Source organism: Kutzneria sp. 744 (assembly GCF_000568255.1).
Lineage (GTDB): Bacteria > Actinomycetota > Actinomycetes > Mycobacteriales > Pseudonocardiaceae > Kutzneria.
Genome location: NZ_KK037166.1, coordinates 5589899 through 5612319, shown reverse-complemented (window position 1 = coordinate 5612319; position 22421 = coordinate 5589899). Strand labels below are relative to the sequence as shown.

Annotated in this window: 28 protein-coding genes; 22 read left to right on the top strand and 6 right to left on the bottom strand. The window is 68.2% G+C overall.

Annotated features, from left to right (window positions below; genetic code table 11):
• Positions 1-169: 169 nt before the first annotated feature.
• Positions 170-1639: a gluconokinase gene (locus KUTG_RS25215; RefSeq protein WP_232240934.1), complete on the top strand. Its 1470-nt coding sequence runs from the start codon at positions 170-172 to the stop codon at positions 1637-1639.
• Here KUTG_RS25215 and KUTG_RS25210 read toward each other — a convergent pair.
• Positions 1609-2808: an MFS transporter gene (locus tag KUTG_RS25210; RefSeq protein ID WP_043720119.1), complete on the bottom strand. Its 1200-nt coding sequence runs from the start codon at positions 2806-2808 to the stop codon at positions 1609-1611. The two genes, KUTG_RS25215 and KUTG_RS25210, sit on opposite strands and share 31 nt — an antisense overlap.
• An 81-nt stretch (positions 2809-2889) precedes the next feature.
• Here KUTG_RS25210 and KUTG_RS25205 point away from each other — a divergent pair, with 81 nt between their 5' ends.
• Positions 2890-3348: a Fur family transcriptional regulator gene (locus tag KUTG_RS25205; RefSeq protein WP_052395392.1), complete on the top strand. Its 459-nt coding sequence runs from the start codon at positions 2890-2892 to the stop codon at positions 3346-3348.
• Here the strand turns inward: KUTG_RS25205 and KUTG_RS25200 are convergent.
• Positions 3321-4442, bottom strand: coding sequence for an alpha/beta hydrolase (locus KUTG_RS25200; protein ID WP_084581303.1), 1122 nt, complete (start codon positions 4440-4442; stop codon positions 3321-3323). The genes KUTG_RS25205 and KUTG_RS25200 overlap by 28 nt on opposite strands.
• 80 nt (positions 4443-4522) lie before the next feature.
• Between KUTG_RS25200 and KUTG_RS25195 the strand changes: the two genes are divergently transcribed.
• The 3 genes from KUTG_RS25195 (at position 4523) to KUTG_RS25185 (ending at position 6117) form a co-directional block, all read left to right on the top strand.
• Positions 4523-5098 (top strand): NADPH-dependent FMN reductase, encoded by a 576-nt coding sequence (locus KUTG_RS25195; protein ID WP_043720118.1) that lies wholly within the window; start codon positions 4523-4525, stop codon positions 5096-5098.
• 52 nt (positions 5099-5150) lie between these two features.
• Positions 5151-5573 (top strand): organic hydroperoxide resistance protein, encoded by a 423-nt coding sequence (locus KUTG_RS25190; RefSeq protein ID WP_043730572.1) that lies wholly within the window; start codon positions 5151-5153, stop codon positions 5571-5573.
• A 67-nt stretch (positions 5574-5640) separates the two neighbouring features.
• On the top strand, positions 5641-6117 hold the full coding sequence (locus tag KUTG_RS25185; protein WP_043720115.1) for a Dps family protein: 477 nt from the start codon (positions 5641-5643) through the stop codon (positions 6115-6117).
• Between the two features lie 39 nt (positions 6118-6156).
• On the opposite strand, the gene KUTG_RS25180 is transcribed toward KUTG_RS25185, so the two are convergent.
• Positions 6157-7965 carry a prolyl oligopeptidase family serine peptidase gene (locus KUTG_RS25180; RefSeq protein ID WP_043720113.1) on the bottom strand — a complete coding sequence of 603 codons (1809 nt, stop codon included), beginning with the start codon at positions 7963-7965 and terminating at the stop codon, positions 6157-6159.
• 144 nt (positions 7966-8109) lie between these two features.
• Here KUTG_RS25180 and KUTG_RS25175 point away from each other — a divergent pair, with 144 nt between their 5' ends.
• From KUTG_RS25175 to KUTG_RS58945, 3 genes are all read left to right on the top strand, one after another.
• On the top strand, positions 8110-8586 hold the full coding sequence (locus KUTG_RS25175) for a hypothetical protein (protein ID WP_043720112.1): 477 nt from the start codon (positions 8110-8112) through the stop codon (positions 8584-8586).
• A 527-nt stretch (positions 8587-9113) separates the two neighbouring features.
• On the top strand, positions 9114-9554 hold the full coding sequence (locus KUTG_RS25170; RefSeq protein WP_232240933.1) for a hypothetical protein: 441 nt from the start codon (positions 9114-9116) through the stop codon (positions 9552-9554).
• Between the two features lie 532 nt (positions 9555-10086).
• Positions 10087-11280, top strand: coding sequence for a hypothetical protein (locus KUTG_RS58945; protein WP_157494758.1), 1194 nt, complete (start codon positions 10087-10089; stop codon positions 11278-11280).
• 35 nt (positions 11281-11315) lie between these two features.
• Here KUTG_RS58945 and KUTG_RS25165 read toward each other — a convergent pair whose 3' ends face one another.
• Positions 11316-12080, bottom strand: coding sequence for a GntR family transcriptional regulator (locus KUTG_RS25165; protein WP_043720109.1), 765 nt, complete (start codon positions 12078-12080; stop codon positions 11316-11318).
• A gap of 376 nt (positions 12081-12456) precedes the next feature.
• Between KUTG_RS25165 and KUTG_RS25155 the strand changes: the two genes are divergently transcribed.
• Positions 12457-12717 carry a hypothetical protein gene (locus KUTG_RS25155; protein ID WP_043720103.1) on the top strand — a complete coding sequence of 87 codons (261 nt, stop codon included), beginning with the start codon at positions 12457-12459 and terminating at the stop codon, positions 12715-12717.
• Here KUTG_RS25155 and KUTG_RS25150 read toward each other — a convergent pair.
• The gene (locus KUTG_RS25150; protein ID WP_232241484.1) at positions 12670-13593 is read right to left on the bottom strand and encodes an NAD(P)-dependent oxidoreductase; all 924 of its coding nucleotides are present in this window, start codon (positions 13591-13593) and stop codon (positions 12670-12672) included. The genes KUTG_RS25155 and KUTG_RS25150 overlap by 48 nt on opposite strands.
• Before the next feature lie 14 nt (positions 13594-13607).
• Entirely contained in the window at positions 13608-14447 is an 840-nt protein-coding gene (locus KUTG_RS25145; protein ID WP_052395391.1) for a P-loop nucleotide/nucleoside kinase family protein, read from the bottom strand.
• An 856-nt stretch (positions 14448-15303) separates the two neighbouring features.
• Here KUTG_RS25145 and KUTG_RS25140 point away from each other — a divergent pair.
• The 13 genes from KUTG_RS25140 (at position 15304) to KUTG_RS25090 (ending at position 22340) form a co-directional block, all read left to right on the top strand.
• The gene (locus tag KUTG_RS25140; protein WP_043720101.1) at positions 15304-15627 is read left to right on the top strand and encodes a hypothetical protein; all 324 of its coding nucleotides are present in this window, start codon (positions 15304-15306) and stop codon (positions 15625-15627) included.
• Complete coding sequence (locus KUTG_RS25135; protein ID WP_052395390.1) at positions 15627-16091, top strand: Pycsar system effector family protein; 465 nt, start codon at positions 15627-15629, stop codon at positions 16089-16091. Before KUTG_RS25140 ends, KUTG_RS25135 begins: the two co-directional genes overlap by 1 nt.
• On the top strand, positions 16091-16534 hold the full coding sequence (locus tag KUTG_RS25130; protein ID WP_198047305.1) for an RRQRL motif-containing zinc-binding protein: 444 nt from the start codon (positions 16091-16093) through the stop codon (positions 16532-16534). Before KUTG_RS25135 ends, KUTG_RS25130 begins: the two co-directional genes overlap by 1 nt.
• Positions 16531-16704: a hypothetical protein gene (locus tag KUTG_RS58940; RefSeq protein ID WP_157494756.1), complete on the top strand. Its 174-nt coding sequence runs from the start codon at positions 16531-16533 to the stop codon at positions 16702-16704. The genes KUTG_RS25130 and KUTG_RS58940 overlap by 4 nt, the downstream gene beginning before the upstream one ends.
• Before the next feature lie 232 nt (positions 16705-16936).
• A complete protein-coding gene (locus KUTG_RS25125; protein ID WP_043720098.1) occupies positions 16937-17200 on the top strand; it encodes a hypothetical protein in 264 nt (87 codons plus the stop codon).
• Entirely contained in the window at positions 17197-17493 is a 297-nt protein-coding gene (locus KUTG_RS25120; RefSeq protein ID WP_043720097.1) for a hypothetical protein, read from the top strand. The genes KUTG_RS25125 and KUTG_RS25120 overlap by 4 nt, the downstream gene beginning before the upstream one ends.
• Positions 17490-17759, top strand: a complete 270-nt coding sequence (locus KUTG_RS25115; RefSeq protein WP_043720094.1) for a hypothetical protein — start codon at positions 17490-17492, stop codon at positions 17757-17759. Before KUTG_RS25120 ends, KUTG_RS25115 begins: the two co-directional genes overlap by 4 nt.
• Positions 17756-18067 (top strand): hypothetical protein, encoded by a 312-nt coding sequence (locus KUTG_RS25110; protein ID WP_157494755.1) that lies wholly within the window; start codon positions 17756-17758, stop codon positions 18065-18067. Before KUTG_RS25115 ends, KUTG_RS25110 begins: the two co-directional genes overlap by 4 nt.
• Complete coding sequence (locus tag KUTG_RS58935) at positions 18064-18225, top strand: hypothetical protein (RefSeq protein WP_157494754.1); 162 nt, start codon at positions 18064-18066, stop codon at positions 18223-18225. The genes KUTG_RS25110 and KUTG_RS58935 overlap by 4 nt, the downstream gene beginning before the upstream one ends.
• Positions 18222-18734 carry a hypothetical protein gene (locus tag KUTG_RS25105; protein ID WP_043720089.1) on the top strand — a complete coding sequence of 171 codons (513 nt, stop codon included), beginning with the start codon at positions 18222-18224 and terminating at the stop codon, positions 18732-18734. The genes KUTG_RS58935 and KUTG_RS25105 overlap by 4 nt, the downstream gene beginning before the upstream one ends.
• A gap of 22 nt (positions 18735-18756) precedes the next feature.
• Positions 18757-19164 carry a hypothetical protein gene (locus KUTG_RS25100; RefSeq protein ID WP_043720088.1) on the top strand — a complete coding sequence of 136 codons (408 nt, stop codon included), beginning with the start codon at positions 18757-18759 and terminating at the stop codon, positions 19162-19164.
• 207 nt (positions 19165-19371) lie between these two features.
• Positions 19372-20112: a hypothetical protein gene (locus KUTG_RS25095; RefSeq protein ID WP_157494753.1), complete on the top strand. Its 741-nt coding sequence runs from the start codon at positions 19372-19374 to the stop codon at positions 20110-20112.
• Positions 20112-22340 (top strand): DUF3631 domain-containing protein, encoded by a 2229-nt coding sequence (locus KUTG_RS25090; RefSeq protein ID WP_052395389.1) that lies wholly within the window; start codon positions 20112-20114, stop codon positions 22338-22340. The genes KUTG_RS25095 and KUTG_RS25090 overlap by 1 nt, the downstream gene beginning before the upstream one ends.
• Positions 22341-22421: the final 81 nt, after the last annotated feature.

The window sequence follows — 22421 nt, the reverse complement described above, 5'->3', positions numbered from 1 at the left end:
GAACGGACGGGTCGATAATGACTACTCGTTAAGGCATCGTATGCCTTCACGTTTTTACCGACGCGTCTAGAGCTGTGCGACGTATCCCATTGGTAGGGTCAAACAAACTTACTGGCACCCAAGTACTACGCGATAGCAACAGGCCCAGAATATAAAAAGGCCCCCTCTAGTGAAATATGTCGAGTTCCGAATTCAGTGTCCGCATCACCTGGGACCAACGAGTCGCGCACTAGAAGTAGTACAAAAACTGTTTCGAAAGTGGATATTTTACACCGCCGAGCAGGGCTACGCCCTGGAGACGGGCGAGCACGGCGAGGCCGTGCAGGATCCGCAGGCGGTGTTGGCGGCGGCCACGAAGGCGTTGGCCGAGTGCGTCGAGAAGGTCGACGGCGAGGTCAGGGCGCTGTCGTTCAGCTCCGCGATGCACACGCTGCTCGCCCTCGACGGCCACGGCGAGCCGCTCACCCCGGCCCTGAGCTGGGCTGATCACCGTGCGGCCGATGTCGCCAAACGCTTGCGGGCGGACGAGGAACTGGCGCTCGAACTGCACGCGGCGACCGGCGCCCCGGTGCATCCGTCGTTCCCGCTGGCCAAGCTGGCCTGGTTCGCCGAACACGAGCCGGAGCTGTGCGCCCGGGCCGTGAAGTGGGCCGGCCTCAAGGACTACGTGCTTTCCAGGTTCACCGGACGGCTGGTCACCGAGCATTCCAACGCCTCCGGCACCGGCATGCTCAACATGCGCCGGCTGGACTGGCACGAACCGGCGCTGGCCATCGCCGGCGTGCACCCGGACCAGTTGCCGACGCTGGTCGCGCCGACCAAGGCGTTGTCGCTGGTCGACGGTGTCGCCGGCCTGCCCAGCGGTTTGCCGGTGATCGCCGGCGGCGGCGACGGTCCGCTGGCCAACCTCGGTGTCGGCGCGGTGCGGCCGGGCATGGCGGCGTTGTCGCTGGGCACGAGTGGTGCGCTCAGGGTCGTCCGCGACCAGCCCGGTGTCGACGAGCGCGGCCGCGTTTTCTGCTACGCCTTGGCCGACGGGCTCTGGGTGCTCGGCGGCTCGGTGAGCAACGGCGGCGTGGTGGCGCAGTGGGCGTCCGAGGTGTTCGGGGTCCCAGTGGCGGACCTGTTGGCGGAGGCCGAAGCCGAGCCGCCGGGTGCCGCCGGCCTGCTGGCTTTGCCTTACCTGCTGGGCGAAAGAGCGCCGTGGTGGGATCCGGACCCGCGTGCGGTGCTGGTCGGGCTGCGCCGCGAGCACGGCCGGGCCGTGATCACCCGGGCCATGGTCGAGGGCGTCGGCCAGCAGTTGGCCCTGGTGCTCGATGCCGTCCGAGACGCGGGCGCGGCCGTGCACGAGATCCGGGCCACGGGTGGGGCTTTCCGTGGTCCACTGTGGACATCGGTGATCGCGGCGGCCTTCGGCCAGGAACTGTCCTTCGTGGATGGAAACGAGGGATCCGGTGTGGGGGCGGCACTTCTGGGCTGGCGTGCGCTTGGCGAGCTGCCGTCCCTCGACGCGGCCGCGGACCTGGTGACACCGGTCGGCACGGTCGCGCCGGAAGAGATCGACAGCCGCCGGATGGCCCGCAACCGTCCTGCCCTGGAGCGGATCTACGAGGCGCTCAGGGAACTCGACAGCTGAGGCCGACCGAGCTGGTGTCCGCCCACCGCGACCGCGATGGCCACGCCCAGCAGCCCGACCCCGCCGGCCGCGACGAAACCCCAGAGCGGCATGGAGTTGTCCATCACGAAGCCGATCAGCGGCGCGCCGATGGCCGCCCCGATGGTGTACGCCGAGCTGTAGACGCCCATCACCGTGCCACGCACGGACTCCGGCGCCAGTCGGGTCACGGCGTCCGAGGTCGACGAGAACGTCGGCGCGCACAGCAGGCCGTTGGGCACCAGGGCCAGCGCGAGCAGCCACCACTGGCCGGCCAACAGGCCGACCGGCACCATCGTCACGCCGACCAGCGTCATCAGCACGACAAGCGGCAGCGGCCGCCGCATCGCGCCGTGCACGATGCCGCCGATCACCGAGGCCAGGCACCACACCGCGATGACCAGCCCGGACCAGCCCACCTGTCCGCTCGCTCGCAGTGCCGCGACGATCGCCACCTCGGCCCCGGCCATGATCAGCACCATCGCGCCGGCCAGCACCAGCACCGCGACCAGCGGGCCGCGCAGCCACGACCGCAGCGGCACGTGCTCGTGCTGCGCGGCCTCCTCGGACTTCACCGGCGGATCCAGCACGAGCAGCCAGATCCCGGAGAGCACCGTGCCGGCGCCGACGCACAGCATCGCCGTGGTCGAGGAGAACGCCGTGGTCAGGAACACCCCAGCGGCCGGCCCGACCATGTACGAGAGCTCGGTGAGCACCGAGTCCAGTGAGAACGCCGGCCGGCGGTAGCTGTCGTCCTCGGGCAGCAGCGCGACCATCGCCTGCCGGGCGGTGGACATCACCGGCAGCGACAGCAGGCCGCCGACGAACGACAGCACCATCAGACCCCAGTACGACAGCCAGGGCGCGGCGGCCCAGAACACCCCGGCGGCGATGGTCGTCAGCAGCAGCACCCGGCGGAGGCCGCGCCGGTCGAGCATCCGGCCGAGCACCGGGCCGCCGATCGCGATGCCGAGCGTCGAGGCCGCCGCCACCGCGCCGGCCTCGCCGTAACCCATGCCCAAGCCGAGCACCACGTGCAGGGTGATGGTCACGCCCGCGGCGGCCACCGGGATGCGGGCCAACCCGGTGACCACGAACAGCATGCGCACACCGGGAAGGGCCGTCACCCGGCCGTAGGACGTCAGGACCACACACCGATGTGACAAGGTCTGCGGCCGCGGCGCAACCGATTTCTTGTCTGATTCCAGAAAGCGTGGTGTCCTGGGCGGGATATGGCTACCGACGGATCCACCGTGGAGACCCTGAGGCGCAGGTTGCGCACCGCGGGGTTACGGGTGACGGCGCCGCGCCTCGCGGTGCTGGAGTGGCTTTCCGGTCACCCTCATACCACCGCTGACCAGGTCGCCACCGGAGTCCGCGACCACATCGGCTCGGTGTCGACGCAGGCCGTGTACGACGTGCTCAACGCCTGTGTGCGGGCCGACCTGGTGCGCCGGATCGAGCCCGCCGGCTCGCCGGCCCGGTTCGAGACCCGCACCGGTGACAACCATCACCACCTGGTCTGCCGGGGCTGCGGCCGCACCGAGGACGTGGACTGCGCCGTCGGGCCGGCGCCCTGCCTGGAGCCGTCGGACTCGATGGGCTTCGACGTTGTCGAGGCCGAGGTCGTGTTCTGGGGCTACTGCCCGGACTGCAAGCGGGCTCAGGCCAGCCAGCTGCCGACCGGGTAGCCGTTCAGCTCGTCGGCGTTGACCGCCTTGCGCCTCGGCCGCCCGTTGCGCCCGATGGCCAGCCCCGTCCGCAGCGCGCTGGCCGCCTCCAGGGTGGCCTCCTTGAACGCGTGCCCGATGCCCGTCATGCTCGCGAAGCCATGGAACAGGCCTTCGTGCCGGCGCAGCACCACCGGCACGCCGGCCTCGGCGACCCGGCGGGCGAACAGCTCGCCCTCGTCCCGCAGCGGGTCGAAGCCGGCCGTCGCGATGTACGTGGGCGGCAGCGCGCTCAGGTCCTCGGCCAGCAGCGGCGACACGCGGGGATCGGTGCGGGTCTCGGGGTCCGGGACGTAGCGCTCCATGAACCAGTCCATGCCGGTGTCGGTCAGGAAGTAGCCGTTGGCGAACAGATCCCGCGACCGTCGGCGGACGGTCGCGTCAACCGTCGGGTAGAGCAGCAGCAGGAACACTGGGCGGGGATTGCCCGAGCCCACCTGAAGTGCCGTCACGGTGGCGAGATTGCCGCCCGCGCTGTCGCCGCCGAGGGCGATGAGCTTGGGGTCCGCGCCCAGCGACGTCGCCTCCGCCGCGGCCCACTTGAACGCCGCCACGCAGTCGTCCACTGCGGCCGGGAACGGGTCCTCCGGCGCGAGCCGGTAGCCGACGGACAGCACCCGGACGCCGGCGTTGCGGGCCAGGAACCGGCAGAGGTGGTCGTGGCTGTCGATGTCGCCGATGGCAAAACCGCCGCCGTGGAAGAAAACCAGCAGCGGCGAGCCTTCCGGCAGGTCGCCGGGCCGGTACAGCCGGGCCGGAATGTCGTTGGGCAGCTGGAGATCCTTGGTCGTGACGGGCTCGATCGGCGCGCCGCCGACCAGCACCCGACCGGCGCGGATCGCCGCACGGGCCTGGCGGACGTCCGTGCCGTGCAGCTCGGTGCCGGCCAGCTGCTGCATCTTCAGCAGCAACTGCGCGTCCAGGTCGAGGGTCTGACCGTCGAGCCGGACGGGCTTGCCGGCCAGTAGTCGCCGGACCGGAGTGGGCAGCGCGAACAGCGCCTGGAGCACCCGGGCCTGCCACCGGAGCGGAACGGACTGCGCGAGGCTCGCCATGGCCCAGGACACTACCGGTCGGTAGGACCCATGCCGAGGGATCTTGACCTCAAGCATGCTGTAACTCGTACGGTGGACGTATGACGGTGACAGTGGTGGGGATCGGGGGCTCATTGCGGGCCGACTCGCAGTCCGAGCGGGCGCTGCACGTGGCGCTGTCGGGTGCGGAAGAGGCCGGCGCGAAGACGATCGCGCTCACCGGAACCGATCTTGTGCTGCCGTTCTACGACCCGGCCGTGCCCGAGCGCCCCGAGTCCGCGCAGCGGCTGATCGAGCTGCTGCGCGAGGCCGACGGCGTGGTCCTGGTCTCGCCCGGCTACCACGGCTCGCTGTCCGGCCTGGTCAAGAACGCCCTCGACTACGTCCAGGACCTCAGCGGCGACCCGCACCCGTTCCTCGACGGCCGTGCGGTCGGCTGCGTGACCAGCGCCATGGGGTGGCAGGCGGCAGTGAGCACGCTGACCGCCCTTCGCTCGATCGTGCATGCCTTGCGCGGCTGGCCCACGCCGCTCGGCGTCCCGCTGAACACTGCGGAGGTGCGCTTCGAGGCCGACGGCACCTGCTCCGATCAGCGCGCGTACGACTCGCTGCGGCTGGTCGGCCGTCAGGTCGCCGAGTTCGCCCTCGGTGAAGTCGGTCACCACCGGCTACATTGAGCCGGTTCGTGGCGTTGTACCCGTCAGTAACTTCGTGAGCGAGGAGAAGACGATGGCAGCGCTGTACACCGCCGAGGCGATCGCGATCGGCGAAGGCCGCAACGGCGAGGTCCGGTCCTCGGACGGCGTGATCGACGAGATCCTGTCCGTGCCGAAGGAGATGGGCGGTCCGGGCGGAGACAAGACCAACCCCGAGCAGCTGTTCGCCGCCGGCTACGCGGCCTGCTTCCACAGCGCTATGCAGGCGGTCGCCCGCCGGCAGAAGATCACGCTGCCGGAGACCTCCATCACCGCCAAGGTGAGCCTGTACTCGCTGGACAACGGCGCCTTCACCCTGGGCGTCGAGCTGGCCGCGCACGTGCCCGGCTTCGAGCAGGGCGCCGCCGACCAGCTCGTGACCGCCGCGCACCAGGTCTGCCCCTACTCCAACGCCACCCGCGGCAACATCGAGGTCACGGTCACCGCGACCGTGTGACCTGAGCCGCCGTTAGCCCGCGCCTCCTCGGGGTACTCGATCGACACGTGATCCCGAGGAGGCAGATATGGGCAAGGCCCCGATCACCAGCCCGCTCGAGGCCGGGGCGAAGGAAGAGACCGGTCGCGTCCTTCAGGAGGCGCTGGTCGACCTGATCGACCTGTCGCTGGTGGCCAAGCAGGCGCACTGGAACGTCGTCGGCCGCAACTTCCGCAGCGTGCACCTCCAGCTCGACGAGCTGGTCGCCGCCGCGCGGCAGTACACCGACCAGGTCGCCGAGCGCGCCTCGGCCATCGGCGTGTCCCCGGACGGCCGGGCCGCCACCGTGGCCAAGGACTCCGGGGTGCCCGACTTCGACACCGGCTGGCGTGACGACGAGGCCGTGGCGCGGGCCATCACCACGACGCTGGGCGAGGTCGTGCAGCGCATGCGGGCCCGGATCAAGACCACCGACGACACGGACCTGGTCACCCAGGACCTGATCATCGAGCTGACCGCCAAGCTGGAGGAAGCCCACTGGATGTGGCAGGCCCAGCTGGCCTGAAGCGTTGCGGGTGGGGCCTTGCGGCCCCACCCCTTGCTGTCACATTCCCAGCGCCCGGCGGGTGAAGTCGACCTCGATGGCCGTCTGCTTGATCGTCTCGGCCACCACCAGCGATCCGTGGCCGGCCTCGTACCGGTACACCTCGTACGGCGCCTTCCTGGCCGCCAGGCGATCCAGGTAGTTGTCGATCTGGCGGATCGGGCAGCGCGGGTCGTTCTCGCCGGCCAGCACGATCACCGGCGCGGCCACCTCGTCCACGTAGGTCAGCGGCGAGCACTCCCGGTACAGGTCGGGCAGTTCCTCCGGCGAGCCGCCGAACAGCGCCCGGTCGAAGGCCCGCAACGGTTCCATCTCGTCCTCGTAGGCGGCGACGTAGTCCGCGACCGGCACGCCCGCGACGCCCGCCGCCCAGCGCTTCGGCTGCACGCCCAACGCCAGCAGCGTCAGGTAGCCGCCCCAGGACGCGCCGTTGATCACGCACTTCGCCGGGTCGGCCAGGCCGGACTCGACCGCCCAGTCGTGCACCGCGGCGATGTCCTCCAGCTCGGTCAGGCCCGGGCGGCCCTCGATGGCGTCCCGCCAGGCCGAGCCGTAGCCGGTGGAGCCGCGGTAGTTCACCTGCACCACGGCGAAGCCGGCGTCCAGCCACACCGCGCGGTAGGCCGAGAACCGGTCCTCGTCGTTGGCGTGCGGGCCGCCGTGGATGGAGAAAACCGTTGGCAGCGGGCCATCTCCGGCGTTCGCCGGCTTGGTGATCAGCGCGTGCACGTCGCCGACGAAGGCGTCTTCCATCGGCTGCGACGACGGCGCCTTGTCGCCCGGCGGCTGCAGCAGCACCCGGTCGCCCTCGGCCGTCAGCACGCGCACCGCGGACGGGTGCTCGGCCGAGGACCAGGAGTACTCCACGGCACCGTCCGGCCGCGCGCCCGCGCCGCCGATCGTCCCCTGTGGAGTGTTCAATGTGGACAGCTGTCCGGCGGCGATGTCGTAGCGGTGCAACGTGGTCCGCGACCGGTGGCTGTGCACGATCAGCAGCGACTTGCCATCCGTGAACCAGTCGGCGGCGACCTCGCCCGGCAGGTCGAGGCGGATCTCCGTCTCGGTGTCCGCCTCCACGTCCCAGATCAGCAGCTCTTCCTTGCCACGGCGCTCGTGCAGCACCAGCAGCCTGGGATCACCCTCCACCGGGCTGAACGAGATCCCGTCCAGTCCCTTGCCCTTGCCGTCCCACTTCTCCGCCACCACCGCGCCGTCGGCCGCGTTCACCACGCGCAGCGCCGGGTGCCGGCTGTCGCCGTGCTCCGAGTGCGAGATCGCCAGCAGCCGCTCGTCCCGCGACAGGCTGGCCACCCCGCCGTCGTTCTCGTTGACGTAGATGACCTCGGGCTTGCCATCGCGGGTCACCCAGATCGTCGTGCCGTCATCCGTCGAGGCCCCGACCGCAATCCTCGAACTGCCAACCTCCAGCCCCGCCGGATACCCGTCGTGCACACCCTCCAGCGCCGGCCTGTGCTCGCCCCCGCTGTACGGCTCGACCACCCAGCTACCGAACTCGTCCCCGTCGGTGTCGTTGAACCACCAGATCTGCTCCCCGTCCGGGCTCAACGTCGCGTGCATCGTGCCGTTGGGCCGGTTCGTCACCTGGCGGTGCTCATCCGTCTCCCGGTTCCAGGCGTACACCTCCCACACCCCACTGGCGTTGGAGACGTACAGCGAGCGCTCCGGCGCGTTCAACGCCCAGTCCGGCAGCGACACCCTGCGCGCCGTGAACCGGTCCCTCCAGCGCTTCTCCGCCTCAGGATCCTCGAACAGCCGCTCCGGCACGCGCGCAACAGGATGAGTAGTCACCCCTCGATCCTGTCACGAGAGTCCCGTGCTTTTCGTAGCCGTTCGGCGCGGACCGGCCCGGTGGCGGCCGGCCCCGATCCGCGGTCCCCAGCGTGCCAGCGCCGATCCATCCTGTAAACGTTTTCGTCCAGTATCTTGCCGGCCATGCCGGTCTCAGTCCTGGTGCCGATCATCGTCGGCCTCATCGGCGTTCTGGGCGTCGTGTCCGGTCAACTCGTCACCACCTGGCGCGAGCGGGCCCGCGAGGCCGCCGCCATCCGCCGCGCCGACCAGATCTACTGGCGCGACAAGCGTTTGGACGCATGCCTCGCCCTTCTGGTCACCATGAACGCGTGGCGCGAACTTGCCGTCGACACCTGGCGTGGCCCCGCCGATGACCAGACCCTCGCCGAGCTGCACACCGCCGTCATCGCCATGAGCGATCAGCTCGCCATCCTCAAACTCATCGGCACCGACCCCATCCGCACGGCCGCCACCTCTGCCGTCGACGACCTCCTCACCACCTCCGCCGCCGCCCGCAACTCCCCCGCGACCGCCGACCTCGACCAGGCCTCCCGCCACCTGACCGCCACCATCCGCACCCTCCGCGACCATTTCCGCGCAGCCCTCCCCATCCCCTAAACCCTCCCCAAAGCAAAACGGAGCGAGAGGGGCGAACGGAGAACTAAGCGGCGAGCGCAGCAAAGCCCACCGCAAAGGCGCAGCCAAGCTGGGTCTCGCGAAGGCGCAGCCAAGCCCGGGTTGCGAAGGCGCAGCCGAGCTTTGGGGGGTGCAGGGGGGCGAAGCCCGCCCTGCCTTGGGGTCTGGGGCGAGAGCCCCAGAAAGCAAAAAGGGAGATCTCCGTGCGGTGGAATCCGCACAGAGATCTCCCAGATCTCCCGTCGGGGTGACAGGATTTGAACCTGCGACCTCTTCGTCCCGAAGCAAAGTTCCGGTCTGCTTCACGACGCTGTTCGTGCAGGTCAAAGGTGGTACGGCGTCCATGTGCGTCCAGGTGCGTACGCCCCTGATCAAGGGGGTTGTCACGCAGTTGGTCACTCACTGCCCGAACCAGAGGGCAACCGATCATGTCCGCCCGGCGTTCACTGGACGTGAAGTGGCTGATCGTGGCGTCGCTCGTCGGCGCGACCGGGTGCGTCGTCGTCCTGGTGTTGTCGCTGGCGCTCGGCCCCGCGTTGCCGATCACCGTGATACCCATGCTGCTGGCTACCGCACCGGCCATGGTCATCCTCGTCGTCGGTGTGGTGATGACCGCCGATGACAACCACTACCGCACCTTCCACAGATTCAGCCCGACATCGAAGCGGCTGGTCCTCCTGTTCGCCGTGCTCGCCCTGCTCGGCTTGATCGCGTTCCTTGCCGGCATGGGTCACACTCTCCCGGAACGGGTGGGCGACGAGTATGTGGTGGTGAGCAACCATGGCCATGACCGCACGGTGGTGAGCGAGTCCGACTATCTGGTCGCGACCGCCGCGATCACCAGGCTCGGAGCCGATCTCGCCTTGATCATGTACTCGGTCTCGGGCCTGGCCAATCTGGTCCGGATGCACTACCGCGCGCCCATGACCCGTGAAAGCCCGTCGTCCTGATCGGATAGCGGGTTCTCGACAGCCGTGGCGGTGAGATTTGAAGCTGCTAGGGGGTTTCACTCACACTCTTTCGAGGTCTGCGAACCACCGTCCGGTGCCGTTCCCCCGAGTCCACCCGGGTGCTCTGCCGCAGGTCAGGGCTGTTGTCGTATCGCATTGAACCTGAGCAAACTCCAGCGGACGCCAGTCGACTGAGACGAAGACTGAGACGACTCGTGGGGCAGCTCAGCCCCGGCGCTGGGCTGGCTGCCACAGTTGCCACGCTGCATGCCCTCGCTCGGGTCACCCGCCGCCGTGGCGGGAAGCGACCCAGACGCGTGGGTGGCTTTCACACGACGAGCAGCACTTCCAGGAGCCAGGTGGGCCTGGGCACTTCTCCAAAGAGACGCTTCCGCTACAGGCCAGGTGGTGGAACATCCGAACCAGCCCGTGGCGTCGTTGACCTGCACTGACCGAAACAGATACAGCGGCGCGCCGAGAATTTCGTCCAGCAATCACACTGCCAAGCCAACGGAGGAAGTACTATCGAAGCATGCTAAAAGTTCGCCTACTCGAAGCGCTAGCCAAGATTCCCCAATGGCTCTTCACCACGCTCAGTGCATTTTTCGTTGCAGCGGGAGTAATAGTCTCTACAATCGGAAAGAATCTAACAGGGCCGGCCTACTATATCGCCGTCATCTCTAGTGGAATCTTGGCCGGAATCGGAATTGTCCTACAGCGAGTGCAGCAGAAGCAGGAGCAGAGGCAGTCAAGATTCAACATAAAGCTCGAAATTAGTCCCACGACCCCCAAGATTCCGAGGTATACTGACTCCGGAAATCTAATTAAGAGCTGGCTTGAATCTGAGCAGGAAATTTGCCTAAGTTCGTTGAAATCGAGAACCAAAGGAGGGTTTGTAGATCTAGACAATCCGGAGCGAACAAGGCGATTTGGGGATGCCGACCCTCAAAACAGTCCGACAAGTCGAGAGATAATCGCCCTGGAGAAACGACAGAAGTCGGGGGAAACGCTAAGCAAGGAGGAGCAGGAGGCATTGACAAAAGCGCATGCAGCCTTTTCGGGGATGCTGCGGGCAAGTGCAGGTTTCTCAATCTTTCAAGAATTCGAAGATAGAACCGAAGATGCTTATCGAAATGAGGTCTCAAAGTACATTAAGTCGCTAGCAATCTACGCCAAAGACTGGTTGCTATGGAGCTATGCAAAGTCAGGTTACGGAAGAATTGAGGTCACGATAGTTAACTCTACAGATAAGACTTTGAATGAGGTCGAACTAAAGCTCGGGCTACACGAGAAAACAGCTGTTTATGACGGGCGTACTATTGCAAACCCGCGAACCCAACGACCCGAAAGACCAGCAGCTTTCGGTCAACGATCAGCCAGGTTGGAGATACCCAGCCTACTTACACAAGGCCTCCTGGTGCCGCCACGCGCGAGGTCAACGACGCAAGAGGCAGGACTTTTGCGACCAATATCGATTTCAACCAACCAGGCGACAGAGGTTACTTTCTCACCCGTAACAATTCGGCCACACTCGGCAGTAAAGCTAGAGGCGATTCATGTGCTAGCTGACCAACCTTCCGGCACAACAATAAGCGTCACATGGACCGCCTCTGCGACCAATGCAGATGGAAGGCAGTCGGGAGTGTTTGAAATTTCCACATCAAACAAAGCGCTGCCAGTACAGGAGTGGGTGATCTCAAAGCTTGAACTTCCCAATAAGCAGTAAACAATCACGTTCAACCCATACCTGACCGAGTCCGATTAGTCAGTTCGAATTTCGTAGCCCAGTTCGTATCGGTCAGCCGCAAGGATCATGTCGTTGACTTCCAATGCGACGCCGTTGGTATTGCGGGCGATGCGGGTCACGTGCAGCACTGGAACGCCCTCGGCCAGTTGCAGTGTGCTGGCTTCCTCGGGCGAGGGCATCCGAGCGCGAACAATCTCCTCGAACGGCGCGAACTCCTGGCCCGCCTCTTCAAGACGGCCGTATGCGCCACCAGGGCCGGTGTTGGTCTCCTCGATCGGAGTGCCGCGCGTAAATTCACGTGGAAGTCGCGACACGGCGAGTTGGACCGCCAGGCCGTCGGCGCGCATGACGCGGTCCCGGACGGTGACCTCCGTGCCGGGTTGGATGCCCAGCAGTTCCGCAGTACGTTCGTCGGCCGGCTCGAACCGAATCTTGACCGTTGTGGACGGCGTGAAGCCGCCAGCGGCGGCGTCACCGAGGAACGCGCCCTTGTTCTCCTGCCGGGCGGCCTTGGACAGGCGGCTTCGGGATAGGCGTTGCACCTTGCGCGGCGGAGTCACAAACACGCCGCGGCCGTGCTGGGAGTACACGACGCCTTCGGCGCGCAGGAGTCCGACGGCGTCGCGGATGGTGGGGCGGCTGACGTCGTAGGTCGCGGTGAGGTCCTGCTCGCTGGGCAGCTGAGCGCCGGGCGCGTATTCGCCGCTGGTGATCCGCTCGCGGATGTCGGCCGCGATCTGCCGGTACACGGGCACACCGGACCGCTTGTCGATGACCACGGTGGCACCTCCCTGGTCAGCATGTCTGGACGTCCTCACAAGCCTACGACTACCCGCGACATGCGGGTCCACGCGTCTTGACCAGCTTCGGGGCATGGTGCCAAGCTGGTCTCAACTTGTAAAGACGAGTGGACGTGCTGATAAGTGGGGTGGACATGGACGCCCGAACCGGGGCCGTAGCGGTCCTGACTGCGATCGTCGACGCGCTGGTCGAGTTCGGCCGGCGGCGTCGCGAACGCAGGCGGGTTCTGTCTGTCCTGGTCAGCGAGGTGAAGCAGCGGCGCGCGGCGCCCACCACAGCAGCCGTCGACCCGGGGTACGCCTCCCCGGACGCCTCCGGGTCGGCGGCACCCCTCGAAAGCCGAGCGCGCGCATGATGAACAAGCAGCTGATGCTGGCCTTGCGCACTGCCGAATGGCGCATGGGTGACATGTTCGCCGACCTGCTGCACGACCGCTGCACCCAAGCCAAGCGCGAGGACCTTGCCGGCGTGCTGTCCGTGCTGATTCCCCTGCTGACCAACGGCGCGAGGATCGTCATCGACACCGGGCAATGCGTTGAGGATCCCGCGCTCGACGTGAACCCCGCCCTAGCGGGCCACGGCGTTGACGAGGACGTCCCCCCGCACAAGCGCTGAGACTTGTTCGGTGGCAACTTCGTAGCAGAGCTGGCTGGTCCCCGGCACCGTTCGCGCCGAATGCGGACTGACGATCAGTCCAGGGCACGACCACAGTGGATGGTCGGCCGGCAACGGCTCTGGGTCGGTGACGTCAAGGGCGGCGCGTAGGCGCTGAGCGGCCAACTCCTGCACAAGGGCGTCGGTGTCGACGATGCGACCCCGGCCGGCGTTGACCAGGAGCGCGCCCTCCGGCATGGCGGCCAAGATCTTGGTGTTGATCAGGCCTTCGGTGTCGGGGGTAAGCGGGCAGATGACGACCACGACGTCGTGCTCGGTTACCAGGTCGGGAAGTTCGTCGACCCCGCGAACGTCGGCGCGGGCGGTTCGACCGACCAGCGTGGGGGTCGCGCCGAACGGCGGGAGTAGGCGGGCAACGGCGGTTCCGATCGCGCCGGCCCCGATGATGAGGACGCGCTTGCCGTGCAAGGTTTCGAAGTCGGTGCCGGGGAGTCGGTGAGCCCAGGTGTGCTTGTCCTGGTAGCGAACAAGCGCAGGCCACCGGCGGTACGTGGTCAAGATGGCCGAGAGGACCCACTCGCTGACCGGGCCGGCATGGGCGCCGCGGGCATTCGCCAGCATGACGCCGGATGGGACGTGAGGGTTCCACTCGTCGACGCCGGCGCTCAGCAGCTGCACGAGCCGGAGGTCGGGCAGCTGCTTGACGAGCGCGAATGGGCGCTCACTCCCGCGGTAGGGCGGCAAGAAGACTTCGGCGGTGCGCTGCTGGTCAGACAAGCTGGCCCCGTTCGGGTCGTACGTGATGACCTCGACGCCGGGCAGCTGACCAAGCAGGCTCACGCCAACCTGGTCCTCTGCCTCGTTGCTGACCAGCACGCGCAACACGTTGCTCATGCAGTCACGGTAGCCAGCAGCTGCTCCGCCTGTTCCTGCAATGGCCGAGCATCTGCGGAGTTGCTGATGATCGTGTGTTCGGTCGCCGGCTCGAACTTCAAATCGAGTCCATCGATGTACTTCTCCCAGTCCGCGAGCTTGGCGGCGTCGCGCGCCGCGCCGCGATGACGGATGTACCGGCGCATTGAATCGGCGTCGGTCCGAACCCAGATGACGTGCAGGTCAGCACCCAACCGCGCGAGGTTGGCGGCCGTGCGGTCGCACCACGTCTTGTCGGCCAGTTCGAGCGCGAACGGCGCGGTGACGATGGTGCTCGTGCCGCACTCGACGTTCTCCATCATGCCGGCGATAAGCGCCTCGTACTCGACGGGCCGGATCGAGGTCCGATACAGCTCTGACTCCCGGTCGTGGGGCGACTTGCCGAGCAGCTCCAACGCCTGTTCCACCACGGCGCGGGTGGTCGTGTCCTTGTCGAGCATCGGCCAATGTGTCTGCCTCGCAAGGATCCGGCCCAGCTCGGTCTTGCCACTGCCCGCGTAACCGCCGATGAGTAGGACCTTCGGCCTGCTCGGAAGGCTTCGCTCTGTGGGCGGCGGGTAGTTGACGAGGCGGCCAGCGCGCGGCTTGCCGATGATCAGCCCTTCCGCCGCGAGGATGTCCATCGCCCGGCTGACCGTCGCCGGTGACGTGTCGTACTGCTCCGCGAGCTGCTTCGACGTCGGCAGCGGCGCGCGATGGGGGAGCCGGCCGGCTTCGATCTCCGTGCGCAGGTGGTGCGCCAGGGCCTGTGATGTCGCCTTGCCCGAACTGGGGACGTTCCCGAGCTCCGAGTCCATCTGAGTCAGCGCCTCTCCTTGGCGAGTCAACGTGGCTCAAACCGTACCAGTGACCCGCGCGCACGGACTACCTGACACCCGGTAGATGGGCATTTACCTGCGGAGATGCGACGAGTTTCACAACACCTGTTGACTCGTGTTGACTCGCCTTGCTACGTTCTGACTCGCGTTGAACCGAAGTGAACCAGATCACCTCCCCGGAGGAGATCCACCACTCGGCCGTTCTTTGAGAACTGCATACGTTCCTGGATTCAGCGACTGGGCATAGGGGCTGACAACGGGGGCGGACCGCACGGCGACCACGACCGACGTGGCAGCCAGGTCCGTCTAAACCGGAGGGACACCCGACACGTTCGGGCCGTCCCGCAAGGTGCTTAAGCCTTTCCGCACAGAGCTTTCTGTGCGTCGACATGCGTTTGTCCAACTCGCTGCGTGTGCATGGTCCCGACGGGAAACCGTGGCGACACCTCAACCCGTGTGCCTGTCCGAAGTGGACGTATCGCAGCTGTTCTTTAAGAACTCCATAGCGTTCAAGCGGCCTGCCCGTCAGTCCCGCCAGCCACCCCCATTGTGGGGGTAACCGCCCCCACTGCGGGGGTGGCTGTTCAGCCTCCACCGTGTTCGTAGGTGCTGGCGGGCCGCCGCTCCAGTCGCGATTGCGGCTGGCTCTCCCGTGGACCGGCCACGCCGGCACCGGAGAGCACACCAACACCAACCGCACCCGTTGGGTGCCGTTCCTCCGCACCACCCGCCAAGCGCGGGCGCCCGCCGGCTTACCGGTGGGACTGCGGAGGTTCGGGAACCAACGGCATCGCCCTTGTTCCTGTCCATTCCCGACACAAGGAGCACCACACCGATGCACGCCAACGACTTTCCCGGTATCGACGACATCGCCGAGCCGACCGCCGCCAACCTCGACGCGATCGTCGCGGCCGGCACCCTGACCGCGCTGGACGCGGAGTTTCACTACCTGATCAGCCACCCGAGGCTGTCGGCCGAGTTCGCCAAGATGCGGGAGCAGGGGCCGACGGCCTCCGCCTCGCTGCTGGACGGCTCCGCCCGCGCCCGGCGGGACCGCCGCATCGCTCAGCGCGCCTTGGGCAGCACCGTGCGGGTGCTGCGGGTCCACTTCGACGCCATCGCCACCGCGCCCGTCTCGACCGGTGAGGCGGCCGCCTGATGGCCGAGATTCCGGTTCCCGCCGGCTTGCTCGCCGCCCGCGATCACGTCCGTGACGAACTGCGCCGCGCGGACAGCAAGGCCACTACGCTGCTGTCTCTGGTCGGCGCGGCGCTGGCCGGCGTCGTCGCCTTGACCGGGAGGAACCTGCCGCCGGTCGCCACCGTCGCGTTGTGGACCTCGGCCGTGCCGATCGGACTGAGCGTGCTTCTGCTGCTCTCGGCCATCCGCCCGAACCTCAACGGCGCGGCGCCCGGTAGCTGGCTGGCGTCGCTGACCACCGAGCCGCACGAGCTGATCAAGTACTACCGGACGGCGCATCCGGTCGACGTCGTGTACGACGTGCAGAGCCTCGCCCGGATCGCTTGCCGGAAGTTCATCCGCATCCGGCGCGCGGTGCACCTGCTCGTGCTGGGCCTGTTCGTGCTGGCCGGCGCGCTGGTCGCCTCCGTGGTGCCGTTGTAATGGCCAACAAGGTCCGGCCCGTCGTGCAGATGGCGGTGGCGTGGTCGCCGTATCCGGAGTTCACCCACGGCACCGAGGGCGGCTTGCCGCTGCTGCCGGTCGGGTGGGCGCCCAAACCGCTGTTGGCGACCGTGCGGCAGCTCAAGACGCTGGGACTGCGTCCGGGCGGTCACGACCCGGTGGCCGTGCTTTACGGCTACAGCCGCACCGGCGGCGCGCAGTGGTTCGCCAACCTCTACCTGATCAGCACGGCCAAGCCGATGCTGGCGATGACGCCGGCCAAGTGGCGTGCCCTCGCCAAGGCCAACCTCGCGCGCCGCTGCTGCCCGGAATGCGGCCGGGACCGCGGCTACATCATCGCGCCGAGCCTGGGCATGTGCTTCCCCTGCGTGGAAGACAGTGAAAACACCGACCCCGCAACACCTTCGGAAGTTGCAGCGTGAGCGACTACCGCAGCGCGATGGACGCGCCGATCGAGATTCGCGCCACCCGCCCCGGGTCCCCGGAAGCGGCCTCCTGGGTCTACCCCGACCAGGTCGACAGCACCCGCGAGCGCCTGATCGAGCAGGGCTACACCGTCACGTCCGTGACCAGCCACCGAAACGGGGATTGAGATGTCGAACAACAGCACCTGCCGTAACGGCCACTCCGCCAACAGCTCCGGCAATTGCTTCGTCAGTGGCTGCCCCGATGAGCACCGGCCGTCCGGCCGTGAGGACGGCAACTCCCCGGCATGGTCCGAGCGCACGTCCCGTTGACGCCCCGGTCCGGCAGCCCTCCCGCCAAGAAGACCTGCCGGACCGGGTCAACCACCCACCTGATCTACGACCAGAAGGGACACCACAGTGTCTCGCATCCTCGCCGTGCCCATGACCACCACCCGGCCTGACGTGTTGCTGTGGGGCACCTGCCCCCGCTGCCGGGAGATCCACTACACGCTGACCACCGAGGGCCTCATGCCGGAGCACCCGGTGCCCGGCTTCGGCCCCGGCCGCCCGACCTGCCGCGGCTCGTTCAAGCAGCCGCTGCCCGGCAGCGTGGAGCCCGCGCAGACCTGCTTCAACGCCAGCGGCAACTACGGCGTCGTGCAGATGGGAGCGGCGGCATGAGCAATCCCGACACGCCGCCGATGGCGTTCCCGGCGGAGCTGGAGACGCTGGCTGCGCAGGCCCGCGCCGACCTCGATATCGCCCGCAACGCCGACCCGGCCGACTTTCCCGCCTGGTGCCGCCGTATCGCCGCCGCCCGGCGGGTGCTGGCCGAGGTCTACAGCACCGCCCGCCAGCACACCGAGCCCGGCTCGCTGGCGTCCTGGGCGTTGTACGACGCCACGCGGCTGTGCGACGCGCACGCCGTGCGCCTGATCGCCCAAGCCAACGCCGCCGAGCAGGAAGGCCAGTGACCGCCATGCAGTACCGAGACACCCTCAAGAACTTGACGTGGGTGGCGGCCGCCGCGTTCGTGGGCTTGACCATCCTCACGCTGCTGTCGCAGGCGCTCACGCTGGTCCTGGCGCTGGTGCTCGCCCTGGTCGTCGACTTCGGGGAGCGGCTGGTCGCCATGGGGAAGGTCCTGTGCGACATGGTCGTGGAGGCCGGCACGGTGGCGACCCCGCCGATGCCCACCGGCTACCGCACCCGCGACATGGCCGCGTGGAGCACCACGTGAACCCGGCCGTGGTGTGGCCGGACCTGACGCCGATGCAGGCCGATGGGTTGGCCTGCGTCATCTGCCGCGCCAACTACCTGACCGCCCGCGGCAGTGCCCACCGGCCGGTCGGCTACGCCCCGGGCGGTGGGCAGGTCTTCGCCTGCCTCGGCGCGTGCGAGCAGGCCCTCACCGATCCGTGGGTCGAGTGGGTCTGCGACGACTGCACCACCGCCTACGGCTGGCACGACACCGAGGCCCTGGGCACCTGCCCCTGCGGCGGCTACCTGCGGCCGATCGGCCCGGACGGATTCGAGGTGACCTCATGAGCTTCACCACCATCCCCAACCCTGACGGCACCCGGCAGCCGTGCCGCACCTGCCAGGAGCCGACCGTGCTGGTCACCACCGGCACCGGCGCCGAACGCGTGCACTGCGGCACCTTCACCGCCCGCTGCCACACCACCACTTCTCGGAGGACGACGTGAAGCTGGGGACAACCGCGCTCACCGGGGGCCTGCTCGTGCTGGTCGTGGTCGCTGCGGCCCGCAACGGCGACCACACCACCACGCACACCCCGACGCCTCCGCTGGCCCCGGCCGCCGGGACGACTCACCACCCCGACCCCACCGCCACCGGCCGCGCCGGCACGGCCACGGTGACCGGCACCGAGTACGCCCGCGACCCGAACAACCCAGCCACCGGCACCCACTACGCCGAGTGCCGCGACACCGACGGCAGCGAGTACCGGGTCGTCGTCAGCGCGGCCACCGAGTACAGCCTGCGCACCGGGCAGCCCTGCCCGGCCGGCCCGCATCTGCCCACCGTGCGCCAGCAGTACCCCGAGCTCTACGACGAGCTCACCAAACCGTTGCCCTACAACGGCGGCGACCCTGACGGGCCCTGCGGCTCGTGGTCGGCCGTCGATCAGGCCCTCGCTGAGCAGGCACGCGCCGCGTGGCAGCGCTGCATGACCGCCCACGGAAACAGCCAGTGACCACCAACAAGGAGGTGACCCGATGACCACGCCCCGTCTCTACGACCCCCGCTCGCAACGCGCGGTCGCCGCCGGTATGGCCGAGCAGTACAAGGCTGAAGCCGCGAGGACCAATGCCGAGGCTGCGTTGGCCCTGGTCGCGGTGCAGACCGCGCAGGCCGAGGCCGCCGAACGGCTGGCCGCCGAGCGTTCCGCCCGCAAGCGCACCGAGCGGGAGACCGACCGCGCCGAGCGGCGCCGCCGCCGGGCCGAGCTGGTCGCGTGGGTCTCCGCGCGCTGGCAGCTGGCGCTGTGGCTGCCGGTCATCGTCGCCCCGGGTGTGTTGGCCTGGCAGGCCCAGTCCGCGTCTGGTGACGCCGTGTTCGGTGCCGGGCTTGGCTGGCTGCTGGCCTTGTTCACGGAGACCTCCGCGTGGCATGAGCGGATATAAGTATACAAACGAACGGGTAACTAGGCGTAATGTGGTAGCTAACGGGCCCAAGCGTGACTCCATTCTGACAGGCGAAAACGTCGGCCGTAGCCGTAACCGTGTCACATCATTATAAGCTCGTCACCGGGTGCCGACTTTCAAGTATAAGTACCTCTTTTACTATGCCCGGGATTGAACTGACCTCCGCGTGGGCCTTGCTTGGCGCGCGTGGAGATCCGGCGCCGCGCTGGGCTGCCGGTCGGGGCGACTACCGCCGCGGTGTGGTTGGTTGCTGCGGTGTCGGCCGCGCTGAACTACACCCACGGCGCGGCCGACCCGAACGCCAGCTGGCACGGCGTCGTGATGGCGCTGGTGTCGGTGGCCGGCATCGCGGTGCACCAGATCTCGCACTGGCGCACCGACGTGATCACCGCCGCCCGGGCGTGGTGGACCGGCCGGGCGGCGCGGCGGTTGGACCGTGCGGCCCGGCGTCGGGTGGCCCGGTTCGAGCGGGCCGCGGTCCGCTCCGCCACCGCGCTGTTGCACGCCGATGGGCGGGTGGAACTGCGGTACCCGGACGGGCCGGTCGCCTTGACCCGGTTCGGGCGGAGGGTGGCGGAGGCCCCGGCCTACAGCCTGGCTGAGGACGTCGCCCGCATGATCGACCGCACCGCCGCGGTGACCGGGTTCCGGCCTGTGGCGCTGCCCGGCTCCGGGCCGGTCAACCTGCACGAACAGTCCGACCCCACCCCGGTTGCAGCCGATGCCTCCGACCCGGATCGGGAGCTCTACCGCGAGGTCCGCGACCTGATCGCCGACGGCCAGCTGTCCTCGGCGCCGTCCGGGTGGCGGATCTACACCCACGTCATGAACCGGAGCGGCGACAAGGCCCGTGCCTACCGCGTGGCCGCGCTGCTGGCCGACGACCAGAACCGACCGCACTCGATCGAGCAGGAGGAGGTTGCCTGATGTCCACCACCACTGTGACCGGGGCACCGACCCCGGACGAACCCCAGATCCCCGACAACGTCCGGCCGCTGCGTCCGCTGGTCACCGGTGGTGCAGACCCGGGCACGACCGACCCTCACGCCACCGTGGCCGTGCCCGCTGAGGTCGAGGTTGAGCAGGCCGGGGAGATCGTCGACGCCGAAATCGTCGACGACATCCCGGCCGCGCTGGTCGACACCCCGACCATCGGCCGCCCGTCCTACCTGGACCGGATCTCCCAGCGGGAACGGCGTCCGATCCTGCCCGAGTGGACCAAGTCATGGGCCGACACCGAATCCGCAATGCGAGCGATGCTCACCCACCTGGGACACACCACGGCGTTTCACGCCGTGCGCGCACCCTGGTACGTGTCCAAGCTGGCGTTGCGGTCCCCGATCGGCGCCGGCCGGATGCTGCGCGGCATCAACCACTGGGTCACCGACGCCGAAGGCCGCCCGGTCCGCTCCGCCATGGCCCGCGCCGAGGACGCTGACCAGTACCTGAAGCTGTCGCGGCAGCGTGACGCCCGGGTACGACTGCGCACGATCATCATGCTGGGTGCGGCCGCGTTGGGCATGGCGTCCGCGGTCACCGGCTGGTTCCTGCTCCCGACGTGGGTGATCGGCGTGTGCATCTTCACCGCCGTGGTGCTGCTGGGGTTCCTGGGTGCCCCGGCGGATAAGCCGATCATCAGCCGCGCTGTGGTCGGCTCGTCGGTGCGTCCGCTGACCTCCGAGGTCATCGTGCACGCCTTGTCCGTGCTGGGCATCGGCCGGATCAACCAGGCCATGAGCAAGGACCCCAAGGGGGCGATCGCGTTCACCGCGCCGATCACCCGCGACGGGCCCGGCTGGCGCGCGGACATCGACCTCCCGCCCGGCGCTGTCGCGACCGACGTCATCGACCGCCGCGCGAACCTCGCCGCCGCGTTGGGCCGGCCGCTGGGATGCGTGTGGCCGGACGGCAACACTGAGGTCCACCCGGGCCGGTTGGTGTTGTGGGTGGGGGATCAGGACATGGCCTCCGCCCGTCAACCTGCGTGGCCACTCGCGAAGACGGGCACGGTGGATCTGTTCCGGTCGGTGCCGTTCGGCACCGATCAGCGCGGCCGCTGGGTCGACATCACCCTGATGTTCGTGTCCATGATCATCGGCGCGGTTCCCCGCATGGGCAAGACGTTCGCCCTGCGGGAGATCCTGCTCATGGCCGCGCTGGACCCGCGGGCGGAGGTCCACGCCTACGACCTGAAGGGAACTGGTGACTTGTCGCCGTTGGCGCAGGTTGCGCACCGCTACCGGGCCGGGGACGACGATGAGGACATCACCTACGCGCTGGCCGACCTGCGTGCGCTACGGGATGAGTTGCGGCGTCGCGCGAAGGTGATCCGGGAGTTGCCGAAGGACCTGTGCCCGGAGAACAAGGTCACCCCAGAGCTGGCCAGCAACAAGTCGTTGGGCCTGCACCCGATCGTCATCGGGGTCGACGAGTGCCAGGTGTGGTTCGAGCACCCCAAGCACGGCGGGGAGTTCGAGGAAATCTGCACCGACATCGTCAAGCGCGGCCCCGCACTGGGCATGGTGCTCGTGCTGGCCACCCAGCGGCCGGACGCCAAGTCCATCCCGACCGGGATCTCCGCCAACGCCATCATGCGGTTCTGCCTCAAGGTCAACGGGCACACCGAGAACGACATGGTGTTGGGCACCTCCGCGCACAAGAACGGCGTCCGTGCGACCACGTTGTCCCGCAACGACCGCGGCATCGGGTACCTGGTCGGTGAGGGCGACGACGCCAAGCTGACCAAGACCGTCTACATCGACGGCCCGGCCGCCGACGCCATCGCCGCCCGGGCCCGCGCCGTGCGCACCGCGCAGGGCCGGCTGACCGGCTTCGCTGCTGGTCTGGACGCCGAGGTCGACGACGTCGACGGCTCCACGCTGCTGGCCGACATCGCGTCCGTGTTCGGTGCCGATGAGGACAAGCTGTGGTCGGAGACCGTGGTCACCCGGCTCGCTGACCTGCGGCCCTCGGTCTACGGGCCGTGGGCGGAGCAGGAGGCCAAGGCCATGGCCGTGCAGCTGGCCGCCGCGCTCAAGCCCTACGGCGTGCGCACCGCACAGGTGTGGGGCACCGACCCCACGACCGGCAAGGGCGCCAACCGCCGCGGCATCACCCGCGACGACATCACCGACGCCATCACGGACAGTGACTAGACCGGGCGTCGACGACCGCCCGGTGACGGCCGATGGCGGGCGCTAGGTCTAGCAGGCATCCCCGCTAGACCTAGCGCCCCC